We start from the raw sequence: 22,069 nt of genomic DNA on the forward strand, positions 1-22,069 counted from the left end.
ATGGTTATTTATAATGAATTTTGTCAGTAGCCACCAGATTTTTTCGGTTGCTATGCAACAAAGCCCACTGGGATCTAGCATGTTCAAAGATAAGACGGGGGTCATTTAATGATCCCGCGCTATAGCCAAAAAGAAATGTCTTCCATTTGGGAGGAAAATAATAAATTTAATATATGGCTTAAAATAGAAAAATTAGCGTGTGAAGCTCAAGCAGAGTTAGGAGTGATTCCAAATAGTGTTGCTCAGAAGCTCTCTGGTGCTATTGAATTTGATATTGAACGTATCAACGAAATTGAATCCATTGTAAAACATGATGTTATAGCTTTTCTGACATATGTTGCTGAAAAAGCGGGAGTTGATGTTCGTTATCTCCACTATGGAATGACAAGTTCTGATGTTTTGGATACATGCCTTGCGGTGCAGTTGAAAGAGTCATGTGATATTTTACTCGGGAATCTAAAAAATTTACTTGCAGTATTGAAAAAAAAAGCTGAGGACTATAAAGATATTGTTTGTGTTGGGCGCAGTCATGGAATGCATGCAGAACCAACAACTCTTGGATTAAAATTTGCTAGATTTTATGCTGAATTTAAACGCAATTATCAGAGATTAATTAGCGCGCAAAAAGAGATCTCAATTTGTAAAATATCAGGTGCAGTAGGTAATTTTGCAAATGTTGATCTGTTTGTTGAAGAGTATGTAGCAAAAGAAATGGGACTCATACCTGAAACCATATCGTCTCAAGTCATTCCTCGTGATAGACATGCCATGTTCTTTTCGGTTTTGGGAGTGATTGCAAGCTCAATAGAAAATATTGCAATTGAAATTCGTCATTTGCAAAGAACTGAAATCGGCGAAATTTCTGAGCATTTTTCCATTGGGCAGAAGGGAAGCTCTGCTATGCCACACAAATGTAATCCTATTTTAAGTGAAAATCTGACGGGACTCTCACGTTTAATACGCAGTTATGTTTTTCCTGCGTTAGAAAATGTTGCATTGTGGCACGAACGTGATATATCACACTCGTCTGTGGAAAGATGCATTGCTCCTGATGCTTGTATAACAATGGATTTTGCTTTAGTGCGATTAACAGATTTGATAGATAAATTGGTAATCAATAAGGAAAACATTGAAAAGAACTTAAATTCTTCAAAAGGTTTAGTTTTCTCACAGCGTGTATTGCTTGAGTTAGTAAATAGTGGTTTGGCGAGGGAAGAGGCGTATAAAATTGTTCAGAGCAATGCAATGAAAGTGAAACAAAACAACAGTGATTTTCTGGCCGAATTGAAACAAGATAAACCTTTACTTAAGGTTATTAACTCGGAAAAACTTGAATCTTTGTTTGATTTGAAATATTATACAAAGCATGTAGGTCACATATATAGCAAGGTTTTCAATTAGGCTGAGTAGCTCAGTTGGTAGAGCAGGAGGATCATAATCTCTTGGTCGGGGGTTCAAGTCCCTCCTCAGCCACTCGAACTAAACTATGTTTAGCAAGATAGTGCTATTGGTGAAGTAGTGCGACCCAGTGTCAGCTACTTGGAATGGTTACGTTCAGTTGTATATCCACTTAGGTGTATAGTTTAGAGGAAAATGGATAAGAGATTGTGAAAAGGGTTTAGCTTTTGGCCTATGATCTCTTTAAATGATAGAATTTCACTACAAAACTTAACTTTCTTCTATGCAATTAGCTAAGTCAAGAAAGGTGAATCTATCTCTTGTTGCAAACGCAAGATCGACCACTTTACAATATTGTTCTTTATTCCAACTGAGGTGCTCTGGTAAGTGCGGAATTGATAGATCTTCAAATATTTTTTGCAGGTATTTTGCAGGTAGTAAATTTTGCTTAATTAAATTGGAAATATTAGTCCATTCTTTACAAATAATCTCTTGGATTTTTTGCTGCATAATTTGCTTCTGTTCAAAAGTTCTTACAAATTCGATATTATCAAAGCACTGAGTTATATGTTTTACATCTAAAGTGGTCGGGTTGATAATCGGGTTTTGTATTGATAATATCTTTTCCTGCAAATTAGCCATGGTAATCGTCGTAACAGCAATTTTTTCGCCATGTAGTGAGGAATGATCTCTTGTTACCATTTCCATTGCGTGAGCTATCATATGCTCTCCTTGGCTTGCAGAATAGCTGCCTTTTGATATTACCATTCCAAGTCCTGAAATTAGTAGAACTTCCATAAGTAATAGGACCACTTTTCTACTTCTTTTAGTAAGCGCCGTATACTCTCTTAGCAAAATTTGCTCCAAATCGCGAACAAGTGTAAAAGGTAATTCATTGTATTCTGTGCCAAGCAACAAATGAGATAGTAGCCAGTCAGCCTGAACTGTCGAACGGCAAATGAAATCTGCAAATCCGCTTAATGTGAGGCGCAGTGGTGCATTGGTAAGTATGTCTATATCTATATATATCGCTCTTGGAAGATGTGCTTTGAACGATTTTTTGTATCCATTTACTAATATTGAAGCATTTGCGGATGTATATCCATTCATGGAAGCGGCTGTTGGGAACGATATATAATCTTTTTTCTCGAGGTAGCTTGCATATTTGCAGATGTCGTTAACGGTGCCGCTACCAAATGCAACTATTAAGTCACTGTCTTTTGCTTTGTTTCTAACTAGATTTATGGTTTCAAGAGAGGCAAGTGAAAGATTAGTACCCATGGTTGGTGTCATTCCAGCGCGTGACGCTGATTTTTTTTCCTGGATCCCAGTCTCGGAGGACTGGGATGATAAAATGTAGGGAGCATCCGAAATGATATGAGGTTTTGCAAGAGGCCTAATGGTATTGCTCGGGATAATTAAGTGAGAAATTTTATTAAACACGTTTTTGTTTAAAAGTTTTGCTGTATTTTCATCTGCAACTAGAAAGATGTCATTTCCGTGTCGTGTGCATATTTTATAGATATCATCAGCAAGGTGGTAATCTGTTATTACTTCCCTTAGAAAAGTTTGTTCGGCTTGATGTAATATTTGTTTTAAATAGTGCATAGAGTGTTTACAATATAGCAATATAAGTATTTTAAGATTGACATGAAAATTGACCCTGTAGAGCTAACTAAGAAATTGATCTCTTTTGAGAGTATAACACTAAGGGACGGCGGGGCAATAGAGCATATAGCAACAATCTTCAAGAAAAGTGGCTTTGACTGTGAGATTTTAGAATTTGGTGATGATGGAACTAAAGTTAAAAACCTTTATGCGAAATATATAAATGGAGTACCAAATTTGTGCTTTGCTGGGCATGTTGATGTTGTACCACCGGGTCAGTTAAAAGATTGGGCATTTGGTCCATTTAATCCAGAAGTTAGAGATGGAATGCTATATGGAAGAGGAGCAGCTGATATGAAAAGCGGAATAGCTGCATTTATTGCTGCTATGGCAAATTTAATTGCAGAAAAGTTTCAATTTAATGGTTCGATAAGTGCATTGATTACCAGTGCTGAAGAAAGCACGGAAGAATATGGAACAAAGGCAGTTTTGGAATGGATGAAAAGTAAGCAAAAAAAGATAGATTTTTGTGTAGTTGCTGAACCAACCAGTAGTGAGAAATTAGGTGATACCATAAAAATAGGCAGAAGAGGTTCTGTAACATTTGAATTAATTTGCCATGGAAAACAAGGGCACGTTGCCTACCCAGACCTAGCAGATAATCCAATATATAAGGTAATATCGATATTGAGTAAGGTAAAAAATACTACTTTTGATCATGGTAATAAATATTTTCAGCCTTCACATTGCGAAGTTACTACTATCGATGTTGGAAATAATACTAGCAATCTAATACCTGGTTCAGCAACTACACGTTTTAACATTCGATATAACAATACACAAACACCTGACAGCTTATATAAGCTGATTGATGAAATATGCTCCAGTGTAACTAACGATTATAAACTTTCTATGCATAGCAGCAGGGACGTTTTCCTCTCTACTCCTGATAGAAATACTGATATTATGCTTGATGCGATAAATAAAGTTACCAGTATTGATGCTGTGCTGAGCACAAGTGGTGGCACATCTGACGCTGCGTTTATCAAAGATGTTTGTCCAGTGATTGAATTTGGTATAATCAACAAAACCGCACATCAGATAAACGAATGCGTATTAGTAAATGATATACATAAATTAACAGCTATATATAAGGAATTTATAGAAAATTATTTCAATCCCACTAATAAAATATTGAGTCAGGTCAACGTAGTTAGTAATATATCTAGTGGTCCATTGTTAGCTTAGATGTAATCAGATCTCTTGCATAACTGTTGTTTGAGTAACAACTGCCAGCGTGTGACGTTAGAATCCAAAAACCATGAGAGCTACAAAAACCACTTGACAAACTCCGCCAGCCCCCTTATCATGAAAATGAAGCTATTTATTTATCTTCTCTGTACAGATTAAATGACAAAAAAACTCAACGTATTTGGCGTCTCATGTTTAATTTTTTGCACTATGTGCACTCTATGTCTTTATCAAATTTCTAGGTTTTTACCTATACAAGCTGAAATACGCTTATAAAGCATTTAAAACATTAAAAAACGCCAACTTAAAAAATGGATAGTGAATAATTAGCTACCCTAGGGTTTCTTTTGCCTTTTTTTCTGTTTAGTAAATTTCTTAAACATTTATGACTAAAGGTTAGTTGCATTAAAAAGCAGCTAAATCGCGGTTATTAAGCGTTTAGAATAAAAAAACGCCATACTTGAAAGTATAATGTAAGTAATTAGCCAACCAAGGGGCTTCTTTTGCCTTTTTTTCCATTTGGTAAATTTCTTAATATTTGTAGCTAGAGACTCTCATCTTTAGCGAGCTTCAAGGTAATTGGTTGCTATTTGCGAAAATATTCGCATAATTTAAGTAACATTACTTAATAAAAATTAACTATGGAGCTTAATAAGATTGCAGCATCGATTTTACTTTCTGGGCTAATCATTATGATAGTCAGCAACGTAGTTGATATGCTGTATAGTCCAGAGGAATATAAGATTGAACACCAAACGATAGTAGCTGCTGGTAACAATGAGTTCCAGCAAAAAATCGAGCAAGTGGCGCTCGATATTGGAGCGCTCATGCAGAATGCTAGCTTTGAAAAAGGCAAGTCAGCAGCGAAGAAATGTATAGCCTGCCATAGTTTTGAGAAAGGTGGAATGAATAAAGTAGGACCAAACTTATGGAACGTAGTTGGAAACAAAAAGGCTCATCTTGGTAACTCATTCAATTACTCAAAAGCAGTGCTTGAAAGAGGTGGAAAATGGGGGTATGAGGAGCTATTTGCTTTCTTAAAGAACCCAAAAGCCTATATAAAAGGTACGCGTATGGCATTTGCAGGTATTTCCAATCCACAAGAAATTGCAGATCTAGTTAGTTATTTGCGTCAATTGAGTGATAACCCGGTTGCTTTGCCAAAGTAGTATGGATTATTGTAATGATGGAAATAATGGTCACATAGCATATCGAAAGCTACAAGGAAAGAAAGCTTCTGTAGTTTTTTTCGGTGGATTTGCATCTAATATGGATGGAACTAAAGCAACTGCTATTTACAAATTTTGCCAAGAAAACGATATAGCACTTGTGCTATTTGATTATTTTGGTCACGGTCATTCAAGTGGTGATTTTATTGATTACACGATAAGTGATTGGCAAGAAAATTGTGCTAAAGTGATAAGTGAATTAACTAGCGATAAACAAATAATTATAGGTTCAAGTATGGGAGGATGGCTGATGCTGCTCATTGCCCTTCAATTTCCAGAAAAAATTGCAGCATTAATCGGCATATCGTCTGCTCCTGATTTTACTGAAGATTTGATATTCAAGCAATTGTCAGGCAAGCAAAAAGAAGAACTAGGTTCTAAAGGTGTAATAGATTTTACTTCAGAGCATTGTACATACAAAATAACTAAAAATTTGATCGAAGATGGCAGAAAGAACCTTCTTTTAAACAGAGAAGCAATAGATATAAACTGTCCTGTGCGCTTATTGCATAGCATTAATGATAAAGATGTTCCTTATCAAACTTCATTGAATTTAGCTGAAAAAATTAAGTCAACCGATGTTGAAGTATACTTGATGAAATCAGCAGAGCACAACATGTCTGACAATCACTCACTGAAAGTTTTATTTAAGACCATTAGAGAATTTTTGCCAGCAAAAACATATAGGTAACCGTTCACAGATTTCCACTTAATTCTTCAATCTCACTAATAGAAAGGCCAGTAAACTTGACAATAGTGTTGACATCAACATTATTAGCCAGCATTGCTTTTGCGACTTCAATTTTCCCTTCAATTTTCCCTTCAATTTTTCCTTTCTCTATACCTTTTTGTATACCTTTCTCTTCAGCAAGATCAAGTCTGTATTCAAGAATGGCTTCTTCTTTCCGTAGATCCATTATTCTTTCTTCGTAAGCTACTAAATCTTTTTCGTTCCAACGAAACTTGTCTAATTCATCATATGCTAGCTTTATTATTGGCGCTTTTTCTGCTATCTCTTTTAAGTCCTCTTCTGTTGTTTCTTCTGCGTATTGTTGTCTAAGTGAAGAAGGTTGCCCTTCCTCACTCGACTGCAAAACCGTACGTGAGACTTTGCGCCTCATACGGCTTCTCTCTAATTTGGTGCTTTTCATGCACACCTCCTGTGTAATTCATCGTGACAATGTCCATGTAACAAAGATAAGTTTGTGATCATATTGTTTCGTCTATTCCGGTCTTTGTGATGTATTTCTATTGTATCATCACTTTTAAACCATAGTCTACAATTATCGCATTTACTTTGTTGCAACCTCAATAATTTTATTACTCCTAGTGGCTTATCTGGTATTTTTCTCAGACGTTTACCCCAATATACCCAATCACCATCATATGGGGATCTGGTTTTTTGCACTTTGATATGTCGTTTAATAACATGATCGCTGTGTATAGTAAGACGTACCTTGTTACTTGTCATAAAGCGCCAGTTTTCGTTATTATACTTCTTAAAGTACTTTCTTTTTATCCAGCATCTCCCTTTGTTTGGGTGCCTAAAAACTGCCCACTTCCAGAGTTTTCTATGCATAATATTATCCAATGAGCTAAAGATTTTACATGAAACTACCGAGGAGTAATATTGACTCCATCCTCTGTTTATTGGATTGAGATCCTTTATCACCCGTTCTTGTGGTGCTCCACGCATTTCTCTGAGTTTATGTTTAATAGCTAGTGTATGCTGTTTTATAGAATTACGACTTGGTTTGATTAATAACTTGTAACCTTTCTTACTTTCTTTTATTGGATATTGTCTTATTGAAAATCCAAGAAAATCAAATCCTGGTTTTGTTTCGTCAATGGTTCTTAATGTATGAGAAACTCTTGTTTTAGAGGGCTTTAATTTTAGTCCAATGGTTTCTAACCATTCTTCAACTAAAATTTTTGCTTTAAGAATAATCTCTTCGTTTTCATGTATGATGACAAAATCATCACAGTAGAAAATTACACTAATAGACTTTTGCGCGTTTCTATGCGATATCCTACCATATTTTCTTTTCATGCATTGAAAGAGTTCGTTTGTTAATGCTTTTTTGACATGTTGCTCTAATCCGTGTAATGCAACACAAGCTAGCAACGGTGAGATTACCCCGCCAACAATGTTGCAAAAAACGTAAAATTAGAGAAAAGCATTTCTCGAAAACTTCTATGTCCAAAAACAAGAGTGCCATTTATTTATAGTGCCAACAATCAATTAACCATCAGTTTCAATGAATGATATGAACATATTATTTCAAGGAAAGTTCATGGGAAATAAGAGATTAGCTATACGGATTAGCTGTAGCTATGAAACTAACCGGTTGGCAGAAAAGTATTTGTTAGATGCTTATGAAAAAGCCGTGTCAAAGCAAGTAAGCCAAAAAAATTTAAAACATAAAAATGGGATTCAAGGAGGATCAAATGGTAACAGTGAGTTTATATGCAAGAGTTTCTTCGGGGAAACAAGCACAAGAAAATACAATAGCAAGTCAAGTTGCAGCTTTAGAGAAGCAAATTAGTACGGATGGATACAAATTATTAAGTGAGTATAAATTTATTGATAATGGCTACAGTGGATCTAATCTAGTCCGTCCTGATCTAGAAAAGTTACGTGATAAAGTAACAGAAGGTAAAATTGATAGAATTTACATTCATTCACCTGATCGCTTATCTAGAAAATATGCATATCAAATGGTATTACTTGAAGAATTTGAGAAAGCAGGAGCAGAAACGGTTTTCTTAAATTATGAGATTAACGATAATCCAGAATCTCAATTGCTGTTACAAATGCAAGGTATGATAGCAGAATATGAACGAGCGAAAATTATGGAACGAAGTCGTCGCGGAAAGATTTATGCAGCTAATAAAGGTTGTGTAAGCGTAATGGGAGGAGCTCCTTATGGTTATCGTTATATAGATAAATATATGGGAGGAGGACAAGCTTTATTTGAAATAAACGAAGAAGAAGCTAATGTTGTTAGGAAAGTATTTTTGTGGATAGGAAGAGAAAGGACAAGTATTGGGGAAGTGTGTCGTCGGCTAAACACTATGTCTATTATAACACGAACAGGAAAAAAGTACTGGGATAGAAGTGTGATTTGGGGTATGTTAAAAAATCCTGCTTACAAAGGACAAGCGGCTTTTGGTAAAACAAAAGTAGGTATAAAGTTACAACATATCAGACCACAGAAACATTCTTGTGAACAACCGAAAGATAATTACTCTACCTATTCTGTTGAAAAAGCAAATTGGATTTATGTTAAAGTGCCAAATATAGTGGACGAAGATGTATTTGATATAGTTCAAGAACAATTAGCTGAGAATAGAAAAATAGCAAGGACAAGAGAAAGAGGAGCAAAATATTTACTACAAGGTTTAATCGTATGTAAGCGTTGTCGTTATGCATATTACGGAAGTCCTGTAAGAAATAAGCGAGGAGAAAAAATTGATCATTATGCTTATTATCGTTGTATTGGTAGAGATTCTTACCGTTTTGGTGGTAATAAAATTTGTGATAATAAACACATTCGTACAGATGCATTAGAAACAGCCGTTTGGGAAGAGGTTAAGCATTTATTGAAAAATCCAAATAGGGTTTTAGAAGAATACAGGCGTAGACTTTCAGAGCTTAAAAAATCATCATGGGATCAAAAAAGCGATTTACTAGAGAAACAAGAAAATAAATTAAAACGTGGTATTGCTAGACTTATTGATAGTTATGCTCAAGAATATATTAATCAAGAAGAATTTGAACCACGAATTAAAGCAATGAAACAAAGTTTAAAAACAATTGAAGAGGAGAAGAAAAGGATATTCGATCAAAAGAAATTAAAACAGGAATTAACTTTGGTTGTAACCAATTTAGAAGACTTTTCTTCCAATATTACATCAAACCTTGATAACGCAGACTGGCTAACTAAACGTGATATTATTAGAACGTTAGTCAAGAGAATTGAAATTAACCTTGAGGACGTAAATGTGGTATTTCGTGTAAAAGAGCTACCAAACTCTCCTGGAAATAATCGAGAAGAAAAGAAAAATTTGCAACATTGTTGGCGGGGTAATTTCAGAGCTAAGTAGAAAATTAGCGAATATCATTCGTATAGGAGTTGTAAAAGAAATAGATTATGAAAAAGCAAAAGTAAGAGTTAAAATAGGAGATATTGTAACAGATTATCTGCCATGGATAACAAGTAAAGCAGGAAAAGATAGAGATTGGTCTCCGCCAGATATTGATGGACAGGTTATGGTATTTTCTCCTCTTGGTGAACTATCATTAGGAGTGGTGTTAGCAGGAATATATCAGGAAAAATACCATGCACCAGAGAATAAAAAAGAAATAAATAGTATAAAATTTCAAGATGGGACGAAGTTTACATATGATAAGGAAAAGCATCATTTAGAGATTGAAGTAGTAGACAAAATAACACTGAAAGCTGGGGGATCGAGAATAGAAATGACAAAAAGTGGAATAAAATTGAAGGCAGATAAAATAAACCTTAATTAAATGAATAAATCGGTTGTGCGAGTAGGAGATTATTGTGTAGAAGTAACACCGCATTTTTGCATTAGTGGGAGTAACAATGTTTTTGTAAATGGTAAGCCAATTTGCCGAAAAGGAGATAATTTTACAGAAAGTAGAGTATTAACTGAAGGATCAAAAACAGTGTTTGCAAATGGCTATAGTATAGGAAGAGTAGGAGATATAGTTTCATGTGGGTTTAAAGTAATAAAAGGCAGTGAAGACGTGTTTGCAGACTAAAAATGAAAGGAATGGATACTAAAACAGGAAAAGCGTTAGAAGGAATAGAGCACTTAAAGCAATCAATAATTGATATACTGACCACTCCTGTTAACAGTAGGATCATGAGAAGGGATTATGGGTCGAGATTATTTGAGTTAGTGGATAAGCCAATAAATAGAGATTTAACACTTGAGATATATGCAGCAACTGCAGAAGCTTTGGAAAAATGGGGAAAGAGGTTTAAGTTAGAAAAAGTAAAAGTTGAAGGAGTAAAAGAAGGGAGAGTAACATTGAATTTAGAAGGTGTCTATCTTTCAGAAGGTAAGTTCATAAATATTAATGGAGTAGTTGTTTAAAAATGCAGCAGCCAAATATTATCGAACCACTGAACTTTGAAGAGATTTTTTCTCGGATGAAGGAAGAGTTAGTGAAGCGTGATGCAAGCTTTACAGGATTGGTGGAAAGTGATCCAGCAATGAAGATATTAGAAGTAGCAGCATGGAGAGAACTTTTGCTCAGAGAAAGAATAAATGAAGCAGTAGAGAGTAATTTACTTAAATTTGCGACAGGAGAAGATCTTGATAACTTAGCTGAGTTTTATGGAGTGGAAAGACAAAAAGAAGAAGAGGATGAAAGATTTAGAAAGAGGGTAAAAGCAAAAATAGCAGGTTGGTCAACAGGAGGAAGTAAGGAATATTATAAATATCATGCACTGTCAGCAGATAGTAGAGTAAAAGATGCACTAGTAGAATCACCTATACCAGGAAAAGTACAAATTTCAATCTTATCAACACAATTATCCACAACTGGCATAGTGTTAGAAGAGCTACTTGAAATTGTAAGAAAGCAAGTTACTAGAGATGATATAAGGGTTTTAACAGATACAGTAACAGTAATTGGTTGCAATATTACGGAAATAGATATTCACAGCAGAATGAGCATAAGTCCTGTAATATCGAAGGAGGAAATCAAGAAGCAGTTCATTAAGAAGTTTGAAGCAAATAGAAGGCTGGGATGGAATGTTACAAAATCATGGATAATAGCGAATCTATTTGTAGATGGTGTAGAAAATGTGGAATTGATCGAGCCAAGAGAGGATGTTGTGGTTCTGGGAAATGAATCTGCAAATTTGAAAAATTTAAAGATTGAGTTGAATTAATGTTATTGCCACCAAATGCAACAAAACAGGAAAAAGCGCTAGTAGATGCGATAGATTATAAGGTTGATCTGAGCTGTATCAGAGGATTTAAGTTTAGTCTTAAAGAAGAAATATTGCCGTGGATAATAGAAGAATATGGTTTAGAAGAGATACTGCGTTGGGTAAAAGATAGAAGAAAAGCCGTAGTAGAAGGAGTAAAATTTCAAAGACTGAGAGGAACTCCAGCATCACTAAAAATAGCATTAAAATGGGCAAATATAGAAGATATTACAATTATTGAAGAGCCACCCGGTAAACACTTTTTTGAGTTGCAAGTAGGGATAAAAGAGGTACAAAATGACTTCTTCGTAGATGCAGTAGTAGAGCTGGCAAAACTATCACTGCCTGTAAGATCCAGATTGATGAGGATTTTTAACGATTATTATAATGTGCAGAGATTTATATTGGATGAGAGTTTATTTGGAGATCTTCTGTCTGATTATTCAGGGGTAAAAATAGAAAAAGATGGACCAGTGTTATCATTTGGAAGAGTAAATTTTTTCAGGTCTAGTGGTCCAGTTATTAGGATTATAGAAAACTATCTACGCGATCATTATGAACGAGCTTTAAGCAATGATATATATCGCCTAGATGTAGCAATCCTTGGAGAAACCGAGCCTCACACAAAGAATTATAACGGTATTTATGAAAGAAATCATTTGTGGTACAACTTAAAAGCACTATATCCATTACCACAGAGTTTATTACCATCGATTAAATTTGCAAAAGCGCAGATAGTATTATCAGACAGTTGGGATTTAGGAGACATAAATACGTGCTTTCCAGTAAGTAGCGTAGAAGAAAGAGGAAATAAATTTGTATTGGGAAGCGATAAACTTTCAGGGCAATATTGGAATTTAAAACACAAGCCAATTTTAGAAAGGTTTAGCGTTACTCACCACTACAAAATAGAAAACTATACAGATCAGAAGATTACAAAATATGGTTTAGCAGAACACAACGTTTACTATAAAAATGATTTAGAGCAAAAAGACTCAATACACGAGTTAGAAAAGCACATTTTAGTATTTTACCCGGGAGTACTGAAGTGGCACGAACATCGACATTTGCACAGAAGTTGGAAAGATAGTCGAATAATATCTCTAATAAGTTAAGTACTTATATTTAGATTCTCATATATTATATTAATAATAGGTAAAAGTGTATGAAATAAAAAGAAAAGGACTTGCTTTCTCATGCTAAAACGGACATGACTTGAATAGCAGCAGGTAAACATAAGAAATTTATCTGGCGCTAGAAAAGCTAATTTTGTGAGGTATGAAATGAGTTTTAGCAAGAGTAAGTTTTTTAAAGAAGTATCAAGTAACGGGTTTAAAAACATTAATAAAAGAAATGAAGAAGGAGAGACGATCTTGCATCAAGCAGTAGAAATCTCCGATTACAAAACAGTAAGATTATTAATAAAAAAAGGGGCAGAGGTAAATGCAAGAGATAAAAATGGTTATACACCACTACACTGTGCAGTATTCGCAAAGAGTTTAGAAAATGTAAAAGTGCTGCTAAGGGAAGGAGCGGAAGTAAATGCCACTCAATATGTCAGTGGATGTACGCCACTCCACTCTGCGTGCAAAATAGGAGGAGTTGAAATAATAAAAGAGCTAGTAAAAGCGGGAGCTGAAGTTAATCAACTGAATAAGTACGGTGCAACACCAATGTATTACATCTGGGAAAGTGAAAAGTATCGTCTATGTGATAGCAAAGAGAGTGAAGAGGCGAGTAAATTTCTGAGAGAACAAGGAGGAATAACAAAAAGTAGAGAACTGACGTGCTATGGAATAGAGAGGCTAGTGGGAGAAATAGCAGACATGTTGAATGGGAGTTATTTGCCAGAGTTAAAAATAATAGAGATAGAAGAAATAAGGAAGAGAGACAAATCACTGATAAAGGAAGAATGTAAAAATTTAGCAAGCAAAATAATGAGCCAAGTGAACGAAATGATAGATGAGGTAGCGAAAAGGAAGGTTTAAAAGAGGGATTTAAATTTAAAGAAAAGGTGAGGTGGATTATGTTAAAGCTTGGCAAATTTAATAAGTCAGCAAAAGAATTATTAGAGAACTCATATGAAAATATTTATGAAAGAGACGAGAAGGAAAGAACAGCTCTGCATTATGCAGTAGAAGCAAAAACAGTGAAGTTATTAGTTGAAAAAGGAGTGAATGTGAATGCAGCAGATGTAGAAGGATACACAGCACTGCACCTAGCGGTAACGGAGAAACGTCTAGAAATCGTGAGGGAATTGATAAAATCAGGAGCGAATGTAAATGCGGAAGAATATGAAAATAAATGCACTCCATTGCACCTTGCATGTATGGTGGGGAAAGTGGAAATAGTAAAAGAGTTAGTGGAAGCAGGAGCAGAAATAGAGCAAGCAGATAAATTTGGAATGACGGCAATAGATTATGCGAAAAATAGTAAAGAAGTAACTGAAGTATTGAAGAAAGAAACGGACAGAATTGAAAAGTTATTTATGAGAGGCTGAAAACATGGAGGAAGAAATAGAAAAGAAAGTAATGAATTTAGAGAGAAAACCTTTGGGTGAGCTGAGAAAAACGTGGAAGAAGGTATTTGGGGAAGAGGCGCCTAGGTATTCAAAGAAATATCTGATACCGAGGTTAGCTTATAGAATGCAGGAGGAAGCATATGGAGAAATGTCAAGAAAAGGAGCAAAAAGACTAGAGTATCTGGCAGATCGACTAGAGAAGGGAAAAAGAATAAGTAGTGACAAACTTCCAGTAGCAGGAACAGAGCTAATATTAGAGAGAGGGGAAGAAACGCATGCGGTAATGGTAACAGATCAGGGTTTAATCTACAGAGAAGAATTTTTTACGTCATTGTCAGCAGTAGCCGGAAAAATAATGGGAATGAGCTATAATGGACCTTTATTATTCGGGATGCGTGATAAAAATGGGAGCTGAAGAGGAGAAAATGCTAAAAGAGGTAAGGTGCGCGATATATACTAGGAAGTCAAATGAAGACGGGTTAGAGCAGAAGTTTAACAGTTTAGATGCCCAGCGAGTAGCATGTGAAAAATACATAAAGAGCAGAGAAGGCTGGGTAGCATTGGCCAAAAGGTACGACGATGGAGGTTTCTCAGGAAAGAATTTAGAAAGACCAGCGATAAAGGAATTATTTGCAGACGTGAAAGGAGGAGAGATAGATTGTGTGGTAGTATATACTCTGGATAGGCTATCAAGGGAAACAAAAGACAGCATTGAAGTAACATCATTTTTTAGAAGGCACCGAGTAAATTTTGTAGCAGTAACGCAGATATTTGATAATAATACGCCAATGGGAAAGTTCGTACAAACGGTGTTATCAGGAGCAGCACAACTAGAAAGAGAAATGATAGTAGAGAGAGTAAAAAATAAAATAGCAACATCAAAAGAACAAGGACTATGGATGGGTGGAACTTTGCCGCTGGGATATGATGTAAAAGATAAAGAATTAATAATAAATGAGAAAGAAGCGAAAACAGTAAAGCATATATTTGAAAGATATGTGGAGCTAAAGTCAATGGCAGAGTTGGCAAGAGAGTTAAATAGAGAAGGTTACAGAACAAAATCAGATATCTTTAAAAAAGCGACGGTGAGAAGAATAATAACAAATCCAATATATATGGGAAAGATAAGACATTATGAGAAAGAGTATGAGGGAAAGCATGAAGCAATAATAAAAGAGGAAAAATGGCAAAAAGCACAGGAATTGATAAAGAATCAACCATATAGAAAAGCAAAATATGAGGAAGCGCTGCTTAGAGGAATAATCAAGTGCAAGAGCTGTGATGTAAATATGACTTTGACCTATGCAAAAAAGGAAAATAAAAGGTACCGATATTATATATGTAATAACCATTTAAGAGGAAAAAATTGTGAATCAATAAATCGAACAGTAGTAGCAGGAGAAGTGGAAAAAGAAGTAATGAAGAGAGCAGAGCACCTATACAAAAATTGGCAAGAAAAAGCAGAAGAGTGGAAAAATTTAAGTTTCGGAGAACAGAAAGAAGCAGTGAAGAAATTAATAAAGGGAGTAATGGTAAAAGGGGATGGAATAGAGGTGAGTTCAGAGGATAAGGTGGAATTTATACCAATAAAAAAGAAAGGAAACAAATGCACAGTAGTAGAACCAGAAGGCAAAACAAACAATGCGCTACTGAAAGCAGTGGTAAGAGCCCATCTGTGGAAACGTCAACTAGAGGAAGGAAAACATAGAAGTGTGAAAGAGCTGAGCATTAAAATTAACATAGGTACAAGACGAATACAACAAATTTTAAGGTTAAATTATTTAGCTCCGAAGATTAAGGAAGACATAGTAAATGGGAGACAGCCAAGGGGTTTGAAGTTAGTTGATTTGAGAGAAATACCGATGCTGTGGAGTGAACAATTAGAGAAGTTTTACGGCTCAGCGTCGTAACGTTTATAAAAACAACATGAAAAAACATCGAAAAAAGTATGTGCCAGAAAATTAAAAAAGGTTATTGCAAAAGGAGCTACTACAAAGGGCCACACAAAAAGATGTTGAAATCGATATAGAAGAGCAAATAAATGTTACAAAATCAATTATGTAAAAATATCAATACAAGTGATGAAGATTTTAGCATATTAGGTGCAACAATGGTAGAAAATGATCCAATTTTAGCTGCATATTTTAATAGTAGACCTGGAGTGTAAAAGGCAGCTCAGCCAATTGTATGTCCCATATCCTCATTTTGTAGCCAGCTTAAAAACAATATAAAAGAGTATTCTTAGAAGACATTGGTACAATTTCCTTAATCTATAAATTATAGTAGTTTGTATTTAAATAATAATCTTCAACTTTTATGGCAAACTAGCAATTTTTCCCCTAGAATCAGAAGCCCTTCTTAGCTCTTCACGTCCTACCCATGAATCTTTGTTCTTGTTAGACTCGCTTATTACTTCAGGACGCATTAATCCACCAGATCTAGCAAAAACACCTCGATCTATAGCTTCAATAACCGGTAAACCTCCCAATAAGCAATTTTGCCCTATTTCTTCATGACTTGCTATTTCTTCAAATAGATCTTCATCGCTCACTTCTACTCTTATCAACTTTTTATTGTTCTCATCAGGATATAATCTAACTTCTAATTCTCCCAAACTAGTATAGAAAGTTAATGCTATACTGCTACCTTCTGTAAGGTCTGTGTAATTCCTTATGCCATCTTCAGTTTTAATTTCTACTTCACTTTTACCGATCTTTACTATATTTCTTCCACATTTTACATCTCCATCGGTTAGACCTAAATCCCTTACCCCATCTGTTATCTTTATAATGTCTATTTTACTATCTTTAGAATATTCTAAGTAAAAAACGGAGTTGTCTATTCTTGCATCTTTTAGCTCGCTATTGGTTGCACTTTTTGCGATTTCAATAAACTTATGAGAATTGCTAACATAATCTATATAAGCTTTTTTTAGGTTAGTTTTATGCTCTTTAAATTCTGATGTCAGTGTGTTAGCATCAACTGTATTACCAAACACTGCCCCTTTTGATACTAATTGACATATTATATTACTAGCAACTTTAGGATTTTTTTCCAACTCACTGATTTTTTTCATCACATAATCGGTAAAAGTGTACTCATTACCTGAAAAGAAATCTTGTGAAAGAGAATAGTTTAATCGTACACCAGACTTTATAGCATCGTTTACAATCTCTTCAAGTTCAGCCATGTTTTGAGCCTGAAACACCTTATCAGAAAACTCATTTAACTTTTCCTTTTGATTTGAGGTTAAATTAACGAGTAATTTACTGACCTGTCCTTTCTTTTGCTGACGATAAATATTTATACCATAATCTAATGCTCCTGCTTCTAGAAATATTTTTCTTAACTCTTGAGCAAGATCTTCATTATCCCAAGCAAAACGATCAACATACGAAAACACTTTTGATTCACCCATTCCTTGCCTAATATTTAGCACTACTTTTAGGTCTGAATCTCTTTTATGCTTACTTAAAAACTCCTTTAAATTTTTAGTGCAGTCTGAATCGAGTACAAGTAAGTCATACAATTCCTTATTCATCTTTTTCTGTTTACCAGTTAAAAATAATTCTTCAATATCATAGCAGAGGTTATTAGTTGCTATTCGTTGTGGAGTTTTACCCTTTCTACTTGTTATATTAGGTTTAGCTCCTTTCAAAAGAAGAGAGTTTGCATTATCGTGGTGACCTTTGGCAGCAGCAAGGTATAATGGTGTTTTTCCTTTATTATCTTGTATGTTAGGATCTGCGCCTGCTTCTAAGAGTAAATCTATAGCCTGATTTCCTGTGCGACGAAATCCACCAATGTTTGCTCCTGCAATCGCATGCAATACTGTTGATTGAGATTCTCCTCTTCTTAGGTTAAGAATTACTTTTAAATCTTTATTGTTTCTATTATCATGTAAAAATTCTTCAAGGGGCTCAGTATTATCAAATGAACCACAGTTAGAAGTTAAACATTTTAGAGCACTAAGTAACTTTTTGTTTAAATTTTTTTGACTTGGTGTAAGGTCATGATCTAGAGCAAACCAAACACAAATCTGTTCACTTAATCCAAGTTTGCTATCTATCAAAGATAATGGTTCATTATAGTTTCTGACTGATGGTAAGTCTCCTGAGTACCACATATCATTCATCAGCTCATTTAATAAATGCTCTTTAGATGATAGATGTTCTATAATTGATTCATATTCAAAATCAGATGGCTCTGGTTTGGATTTTGGTTTTAGTAGATTGATAATAGATTTTACTATCCCAGTAGACTCACCCATACTTATCCCTCTAAGCTAAGATATATGATACATTGTATGCGATATGTAACATTAAGTCAATAACCATAATCTTTTTACTACTCACGTCGTTAAGCTTTTGTGAAGTTTTTATGGTGAGTAATATAAGATCTTTAGACAATCAAGCAGTTTAGCATTTACCCTACAGTACGGCTTGTTGTCTGTTTTGAATTTGTTACTATCTCACACCAACTATTTTTTTTCTTTTCATTAGATAAGGTAATTTTTTCAGAAGATTGACGTAGTGTTTCATGTTTTTCAAAATATCCTCGTTTAATCGCATCATGTACTGAATATCCACCAAGTAAGCAATTTTCTCCTATTTCTTCCTTATCTTTTAATTGATCAAGTTTCTTCTTGTCATCGTCACTTATCTTTACTTCAATTTTATTGTTGTCTTTATCACTAGAACGTAGATGAATACTAATCTTTCCTACTTCAGTAGTAAAAGACATTTCAATGCCACCTTCTAAAACGTCTGTATAATTTCTTTTTCCTCCTACATTTTCAACTCTTACTATACTCTTTCCAACATGAAATATATGATGTCTAAAACTTAAATCTTTCACTTTTGGATTATTTATAACTTTTGCAACCTCAACAGTGCTATCTTGCGAATATTTTACATAAAAATATCCATTATCCATTTCTACGTGTAAAGCTTTGCCTTGGGCACTACTGTTTATAATACCTTCATCTGCTACACTTTTTAGCTTGTTATCGATTTCTTCACGTTCTGCAAAAATCTCATAACTGAACCCATAAGTTGCATACAATAACTTATCATCATAAAAGGAACTGCATTTTACTCTTCCACCTTTTAATAGTAAATTACTCATGATATTGCGTATAATACCTATATTTTTATCATCTGATACACCCTCGTAGGCAGGAATATCTCTTATTCCCTTAGAAACTAAACTTGTTATAGTCTCACTATCGTCTGATAAACTCTCATAAGGTGGTAATCCCTTATGCTGTCGTATTCTATCAGGGATATTTCTTATTTCCTTAAAAATTAAACTTGTTATAGTATACTTATCATCGTTATATTTTGAATTGAGTCTTATCCCTTTTTGCAAATATTTATTTGTTATGCACTCTATACGCTCTAAAGCAGTGTTTGTAAAATTTTCATGCTTATCCCTATAACCTTGATCATTTTTTGTTACTACATCTTTTAACTCTTTACGAAATTCATCAATTAGACTTCTCTCACTTTCAGTCAGTAGTAGATCTAACTTAATTAAAGCAGAGTCTCTTGGACTAATAGAGTAATTTTTCCAATATAAATCACTATCATCAGTTTCACTCTGATACGACAATGTATGTTTTACACATGTGTCAACAGCCTCCCTAGTTTCATGTCTCTGATCAAGGTCATAACATTCCGAACGATTACTTATTCCTTGAACAAACAAACTATAATCATCTAAATCTGTTATGTCATCTTCAGGCGTTGGTTCCTCATTGCTATTACGCTCAATTTTTGAATGCCATGGCTCAGTATTTAATTCCTCTCCTAGCTTTTGTTCACTGATAGATTCTACAACATATTTTACTGACTCTGTATCCATACTACCTCCTAGCCTAGATATAGAATATATTATGTACAATATATAATATTGGTCAAGCTAATTTCAACACAATCTTTTTACTACTCATATTTTTGTTAAGTTTTTATGGTGAGTAACAATGGAGTATGTAGATAGGTTAAAAGTTGCTTATGACTGCAAATTTGAGCTAATTTTACTATAGATTAAAATAGTTAAGACCTATATTTGATATCACTATTATTAAGAGCGTGATGGATTATGCTTTAAAGGAGTACGGAAACTGCTGAAGTTTTTACAGCAAACCTGTATGGAGCAACTTCAGCAGAATAAACAAACACATGCCAGTATTAGTAGAGAATTATTTATAAGTCAATTAACTTTTTCAAAAAATATTTTAGTGAAGATACCATGCTAGCTAGTGTTATAAACAATTCAATTGTTTACTCCTTCAAAAAAGATCGTATATTTTTGAGAACAAGTTGCGTAAAAATAAGGTTATAAAAATAGAAGATTTAAATTATTTCCATAAGCTTAGGCAAAACAGTTCGTATGTATATATGGATAAAATGGGCTAATATGGCTAGTTTTAGCGTATAGCAAAGTCAGAATACAAAAAAGTTCGTATGTATCGCGCGGTAGACCAATGCATCCCAAGAAAACTTCTTCTCACGCTAGCTGGTTTTTAGTGATGGAGATGGTTATATCATTTAATTCATTAGCGATATATAATATTAAATTAATAGTAATTCATTTAACAATAAGTATTAAGATAAACTTATAAAAAACAGAATTAAAAAGTGAACAAAAGACTGTATATTAAGCCTATTAAGAGCCTTTTACTGAAAATCACTTTAGGTTAGAAAATTTTTCTAAAATAGTAATTGACAAAGTTTTAAAGGTAGAGCAACATGCCTAAAATATATTAAATCTTGTTAGGGAGGGTAAGTATGGATTACAAGAATGTACAAAGGGTATTACTAACATCTATCAAAGAAGATGATCCTCATAAAGGATTCAAGGAATTAGAAATTAAGAGATATTGTATTGCATATCAGACGTTATTGCGTGAATGGGACAGGACAATAATAACACCATTTATTAAGGAAATTTTAGAAAGTGGGACCTGTTGGAAAATCGATGACACCTTAGGTCATGTTGAGCTTGATAGGTATGCACTAGGGAAAAAGTTGTTAGACTTGAAAACTGAAGATGGACAAAAATCTCTTCTTGATTCCTTTGATCGTTACAGAATTGCCTGCTGGTGTTGTTTTGAAGACGAGATAAGAGCTGTTTTTGAGGAATTTAAATTAACATTAGGTAATAAGCCAGTAGAGAGTTTAGTTAAGGGATGTGATAAAGGGGCTTTAATGATCTACTGGTCACATGCCATAAATAATCAGGAACATCAGTTAGAATTAAATAATGAGCATCCATACGTTTACGCTTTTAAATGTGCGATGCTAGAAAAGCATGTTGAAGCCTTAGAGTTTTTTTGGAATAAGTTACAGTCAATTGATTCTGTATCTCAACAGAGGAAAGAAGATTTGTTAATGGAAGTAGCATACAATAAGGGGCGTTTTTCTACTGATGATGTTGGTATGGTTGATTTTTGCCTACGTTACCTTAGTGAGGACAAGTATCATGAGTTATTGAAAAGGGATTTTAAACAAAATAGGTATTACCATACCTTAAATACATTAAAAGGAAATTATTTTTTTGAAAGCGCTAAAAAGCTGTTTGAGCATTTAAATGCAGAATATTTATCTCCTGATACGTACTCTACGTTAATGTTTGCAGCGTTAGACTCAATTGTTTCTGCACCAAATGATAATTTTGTTAAATCTGGCAGTGATATGCTTGCCTCTATGTGGAATAGTCCTGGCTTTGAAGCTCATAGACAACACTATTTACATAATCTAAGCATAAGATTGTCATCCAGAGATTTAATTGTCCATCTTATTAAGGAGAACAAAGCTGTCAAAGTATTATCAGAAATTGTCAATTCTCTTATTCCGGAGCAAATGCAATCTATTAGGAAACTCAATAAGTCAGAATATGAGGTATTTACTGAAGTTAGAAACAAGCAATTAGATGGTGGTGCAGGTGATTCAACAGTACCAAGTTCATTATTAGATGTAGAAGTTGTACAGCAGGAGGTTACTGACGTTAGAAGTAAAGTGTAGTGTTTCTATTTTAGAAAACAAAGTCATTCAGTTACTTAGACTTAAATGAAAGTAGGTACAGAGTTT

General features: G+C 34.3%; 20 protein-coding genes, 1 tRNA gene and 1 pseudogene. 17 read left to right on the top strand and 5 right to left on the bottom strand.

What is annotated here, in order from left to right; translation table 11 throughout:
* The first annotated feature begins 108 nt into the window (after window positions 1–108).
* Both purB and OOK92_RS05820 read left to right on the top strand, forming a co-directional pair.
* Entirely contained in the window at window positions 109–1,401 is a 1,293-nt protein-coding gene (gene purB / locus OOK92_RS05815) for an adenylosuccinate lyase (protein ID WP_264735519.1), read from the top strand.
* Window positions 1,401–1,473, top strand: a tRNA-Met gene (locus OOK92_RS05820). The genes purB and OOK92_RS05820 overlap by 1 nt, the downstream gene beginning before the upstream one ends.
* A gap of 195 nt (window positions 1,474–1,668) precedes the next feature.
* Here OOK92_RS05820 and OOK92_RS05825 read toward each other — a convergent pair.
* Window positions 1,669–3,006, bottom strand: coding sequence for an iron-containing alcohol dehydrogenase (locus OOK92_RS05825; RefSeq protein ID WP_264735520.1), 1,338 nt, complete (start codon window positions 3,004–3,006; stop codon window positions 1,669–1,671).
* 42 nt (window positions 3,007–3,048) lie between these two features.
* Here OOK92_RS05825 and dapE point away from each other — a divergent pair, with 42 nt between their 5' ends.
* The 3 genes from dapE to OOK92_RS05840 all read left to right on the top strand — a co-directional run bounded on the left by dapE (window position 3,049) and on the right by OOK92_RS05840 (window position 6,177).
* Window positions 3,049–4,254 carry a succinyl-diaminopimelate desuccinylase gene (gene dapE / locus OOK92_RS05830; RefSeq protein ID WP_264735521.1) on the top strand — a complete coding sequence of 402 codons (1,206 nt, stop codon included), beginning with the start codon at window positions 3,049–3,051 and terminating at the stop codon, window positions 4,252–4,254.
* A gap of 644 nt (window positions 4,255–4,898) precedes the next feature.
* The gene (locus OOK92_RS05835; RefSeq protein WP_253309627.1) at window positions 4,899–5,426 is read left to right on the top strand and encodes a c-type cytochrome; all 528 of its coding nucleotides are present in this window, start codon (window positions 4,899–4,901) and stop codon (window positions 5,424–5,426) included.
* A 1-nt stretch (window position 5,427) separates the two neighbouring features.
* Window positions 5,428–6,177 carry an alpha/beta hydrolase gene (locus OOK92_RS05840; protein WP_264735522.1) on the top strand — a complete coding sequence of 250 codons (750 nt, stop codon included), beginning with the start codon at window positions 5,428–5,430 and terminating at the stop codon, window positions 6,175–6,177.
* Between the two features lie 4 nt (window positions 6,178–6,181).
* On the opposite strand, the pseudogene OOK92_RS05845 reads toward OOK92_RS05840, so the two are convergent.
* Window positions 6,182–6,538, bottom strand: a pseudogene (locus tag OOK92_RS05845) (Rpn family recombination-promoting nuclease/putative transposase); the annotation flags it as partial.
* 95 nt (window positions 6,539–6,633) lie between these two features.
* Window positions 6,634–7,611, bottom strand: coding sequence for a group II intron maturase-specific domain-containing protein (locus OOK92_RS05850; protein WP_264735523.1), 978 nt, complete (start codon window positions 7,609–7,611; stop codon window positions 6,634–6,636).
* A 302-nt stretch (window positions 7,612–7,913) separates the two neighbouring features.
* Between OOK92_RS05850 and OOK92_RS05855 the strand changes: the two genes are divergently transcribed.
* The 11 genes from OOK92_RS05855 to OOK92_RS05905 all read left to right on the top strand — a co-directional run bounded on the left by OOK92_RS05855 (window position 7,914) and on the right by OOK92_RS05905 (window position 16,143).
* Window positions 7,914–9,593: a recombinase family protein gene (locus tag OOK92_RS05855; protein ID WP_264735524.1), complete on the top strand. Its 1,680-nt coding sequence runs from the start codon at window positions 7,914–7,916 to the stop codon at window positions 9,591–9,593.
* A complete protein-coding gene (locus tag OOK92_RS05860) occupies window positions 9,562–10,020 on the top strand; it encodes a phage baseplate assembly protein V (RefSeq protein ID WP_264736401.1) in 459 nt (152 codons plus the stop codon). The genes OOK92_RS05855 and OOK92_RS05860 overlap by 32 nt, the downstream gene beginning before the upstream one ends.
* Window positions 10,021–10,275, top strand: a complete 255-nt coding sequence (locus OOK92_RS05865; RefSeq protein WP_064124756.1) for a PAAR domain-containing protein — start codon at window positions 10,021–10,023, stop codon at window positions 10,273–10,275.
* 2 nt (window positions 10,276–10,277) lie between these two features.
* Window positions 10,278–10,613 (top strand): GPW/gp25 family protein, encoded by a 336-nt coding sequence (locus OOK92_RS05870; protein WP_264735525.1) that lies wholly within the window; start codon window positions 10,278–10,280, stop codon window positions 10,611–10,613.
* 2 nt (window positions 10,614–10,615) lie between these two features.
* On the top strand, window positions 10,616–11,416 hold the full coding sequence (locus tag OOK92_RS05875; protein WP_264735526.1) for a baseplate assembly protein: 801 nt from the start codon (window positions 10,616–10,618) through the stop codon (window positions 11,414–11,416).
* Window positions 11,416–12,570 (top strand): phage tail protein, encoded by a 1,155-nt coding sequence (locus OOK92_RS05880; RefSeq protein WP_264735527.1) that lies wholly within the window; start codon window positions 11,416–11,418, stop codon window positions 12,568–12,570. The genes OOK92_RS05875 and OOK92_RS05880 overlap by 1 nt, the downstream gene beginning before the upstream one ends.
* 168 nt (window positions 12,571–12,738) lie before the next feature.
* Complete coding sequence (locus OOK92_RS05885) at window positions 12,739–13,443, top strand: ankyrin repeat domain-containing protein (protein WP_264735528.1); 705 nt, start codon at window positions 12,739–12,741, stop codon at window positions 13,441–13,443.
* Window positions 13,444–13,481: 38 nt separating this feature from the next.
* Complete coding sequence (locus OOK92_RS05890; protein ID WP_264735529.1) at window positions 13,482–13,955, top strand: ankyrin repeat domain-containing protein; 474 nt, start codon at window positions 13,482–13,484, stop codon at window positions 13,953–13,955.
* Between the two features lie 4 nt (window positions 13,956–13,959).
* Complete coding sequence (locus OOK92_RS05895; RefSeq protein WP_264735530.1) at window positions 13,960–14,391, top strand: DUF2924 domain-containing protein; 432 nt, start codon at window positions 13,960–13,962, stop codon at window positions 14,389–14,391.
* 10 nt (window positions 14,392–14,401) lie between these two features.
* The gene (locus OOK92_RS05900; protein WP_264736402.1) at window positions 14,402–15,886 is read left to right on the top strand and encodes a recombinase family protein; all 1,485 of its coding nucleotides are present in this window, start codon (window positions 14,402–14,404) and stop codon (window positions 15,884–15,886) included.
* Window positions 15,887–16,017: 131 nt separating this feature from the next.
* The gene (locus OOK92_RS05905; RefSeq protein WP_010405125.1) at window positions 16,018–16,143 is read left to right on the top strand and encodes a hypothetical protein; all 126 of its coding nucleotides are present in this window, start codon (window positions 16,018–16,020) and stop codon (window positions 16,141–16,143) included.
* Between the two features lie 147 nt (window positions 16,144–16,290).
* Here the strand turns inward: OOK92_RS05905 and OOK92_RS05910 are convergent, their stop codons facing one another.
* Together OOK92_RS05910 and OOK92_RS05915 are read right to left on the bottom strand one after the other, a co-directional pair.
* The gene (locus OOK92_RS05910) at window positions 16,291–18,246 is read right to left on the bottom strand and encodes an ankyrin repeat domain-containing protein (RefSeq protein WP_264735531.1); all 1,956 of its coding nucleotides are present in this window, start codon (window positions 18,244–18,246) and stop codon (window positions 16,291–16,293) included.
* Window positions 18,247–18,401: 155 nt separating this feature from the next.
* Window positions 18,402–19,841: a hypothetical protein gene (locus OOK92_RS05915; RefSeq protein ID WP_264376879.1), complete on the bottom strand. Its 1,440-nt coding sequence runs from the start codon at window positions 19,839–19,841 to the stop codon at window positions 18,402–18,404.
* Window positions 19,842–20,767: 926 nt separating this feature from the next.
* Between OOK92_RS05915 and OOK92_RS05920 the strand changes: the two genes are divergently transcribed.
* A complete protein-coding gene (locus OOK92_RS05920) occupies window positions 20,768–22,003 on the top strand; it encodes a hypothetical protein (RefSeq protein WP_253309279.1) in 1,236 nt (411 codons plus the stop codon).
* Window positions 22,004–22,069: the final 66 nt, after the last annotated feature.

Source organism: Wolbachia endosymbiont (group A) of Rhinocyllus conicus, assembly GCF_947250775.1.
GTDB lineage: Bacteria > Pseudomonadota > Alphaproteobacteria > Rickettsiales > Anaplasmataceae > Wolbachia.

Excerpts from the sequence above, each read along its gene's own strand:
- OOK92_RS05870 (WP_264735525.1), top strand. The coding sequence starts at position 10,278 with ATGAAAGGAATGGATACTAAAACAGGAAAAGCGTTAGAAGGAATAGAG.
- OOK92_RS05855 (WP_264735524.1), top strand. The coding sequence starts at position 7,914 with ATGGGATTCAAGGAGGATCAAATGGTAACAGTGAGTTTATATGCAAGA.
- OOK92_RS05825 (WP_264735520.1), bottom strand. The coding sequence starts at position 3,006 with ATGCACTATTTAAAACAAATATTACATCAAGCCGAACAAACTTTTCTA.
- OOK92_RS05920 (WP_253309279.1), top strand. The coding sequence starts at position 20,768 with ATGGATTACAAGAATGTACAAAGGGTATTACTAACATCTATCAAAGAA.
- OOK92_RS05835 (WP_253309627.1), top strand. The coding sequence starts at position 4,899 with ATGGAGCTTAATAAGATTGCAGCATCGATTTTACTTTCTGGGCTAATC.
- purB (WP_264735519.1), top strand. The coding sequence starts at position 109 with ATGATCCCGCGCTATAGCCAAAAAGAAATGTCTTCCATTTGGGAGGAA.
- OOK92_RS05895 (WP_264735530.1), top strand. The coding sequence starts at position 13,960 with ATGGAGGAAGAAATAGAAAAGAAAGTAATGAATTTAGAGAGAAAACCT.
- OOK92_RS05875 (WP_264735526.1), top strand. The coding sequence starts at position 10,616 with ATGCAGCAGCCAAATATTATCGAACCACTGAACTTTGAAGAGATTTTT.
- OOK92_RS05885 (WP_264735528.1), top strand. The coding sequence starts at position 12,739 with ATGAGTTTTAGCAAGAGTAAGTTTTTTAAAGAAGTATCAAGTAACGGG.
- dapE (WP_264735521.1), top strand. The coding sequence starts at position 3,049 with ATGAAAATTGACCCTGTAGAGCTAACTAAGAAATTGATCTCTTTTGAG.
- OOK92_RS05910 (WP_264735531.1), bottom strand. The coding sequence starts at position 18,246 with ATGGGTGAGTCTACTGGGATAGTAAAATCTATTATCAATCTACTAAAA.
- OOK92_RS05890 (WP_264735529.1), top strand. The coding sequence starts at position 13,482 with ATGTTAAAGCTTGGCAAATTTAATAAGTCAGCAAAAGAATTATTAGAG.
- OOK92_RS05865 (WP_064124756.1), top strand. The coding sequence starts at position 10,021 with ATGAATAAATCGGTTGTGCGAGTAGGAGATTATTGTGTAGAAGTAACA.
- OOK92_RS05840 (WP_264735522.1), top strand. The coding sequence starts at position 5,428 with ATGGATTATTGTAATGATGGAAATAATGGTCACATAGCATATCGAAAG.
- OOK92_RS05905 (WP_010405125.1), top strand. The coding sequence starts at position 16,018 with ATGTTACAAAATCAATTATGTAAAAATATCAATACAAGTGATGAAGAT.
- OOK92_RS05880 (WP_264735527.1), top strand. The coding sequence starts at position 11,416 with ATGTTATTGCCACCAAATGCAACAAAACAGGAAAAAGCGCTAGTAGAT.
- OOK92_RS05915 (WP_264376879.1), bottom strand. The coding sequence starts at position 19,841 with ATGGATACAGAGTCAGTAAAATATGTTGTAGAATCTATCAGTGAACAA.
- OOK92_RS05900 (WP_264736402.1), top strand. The coding sequence starts at position 14,402 with ATGCTAAAAGAGGTAAGGTGCGCGATATATACTAGGAAGTCAAATGAA.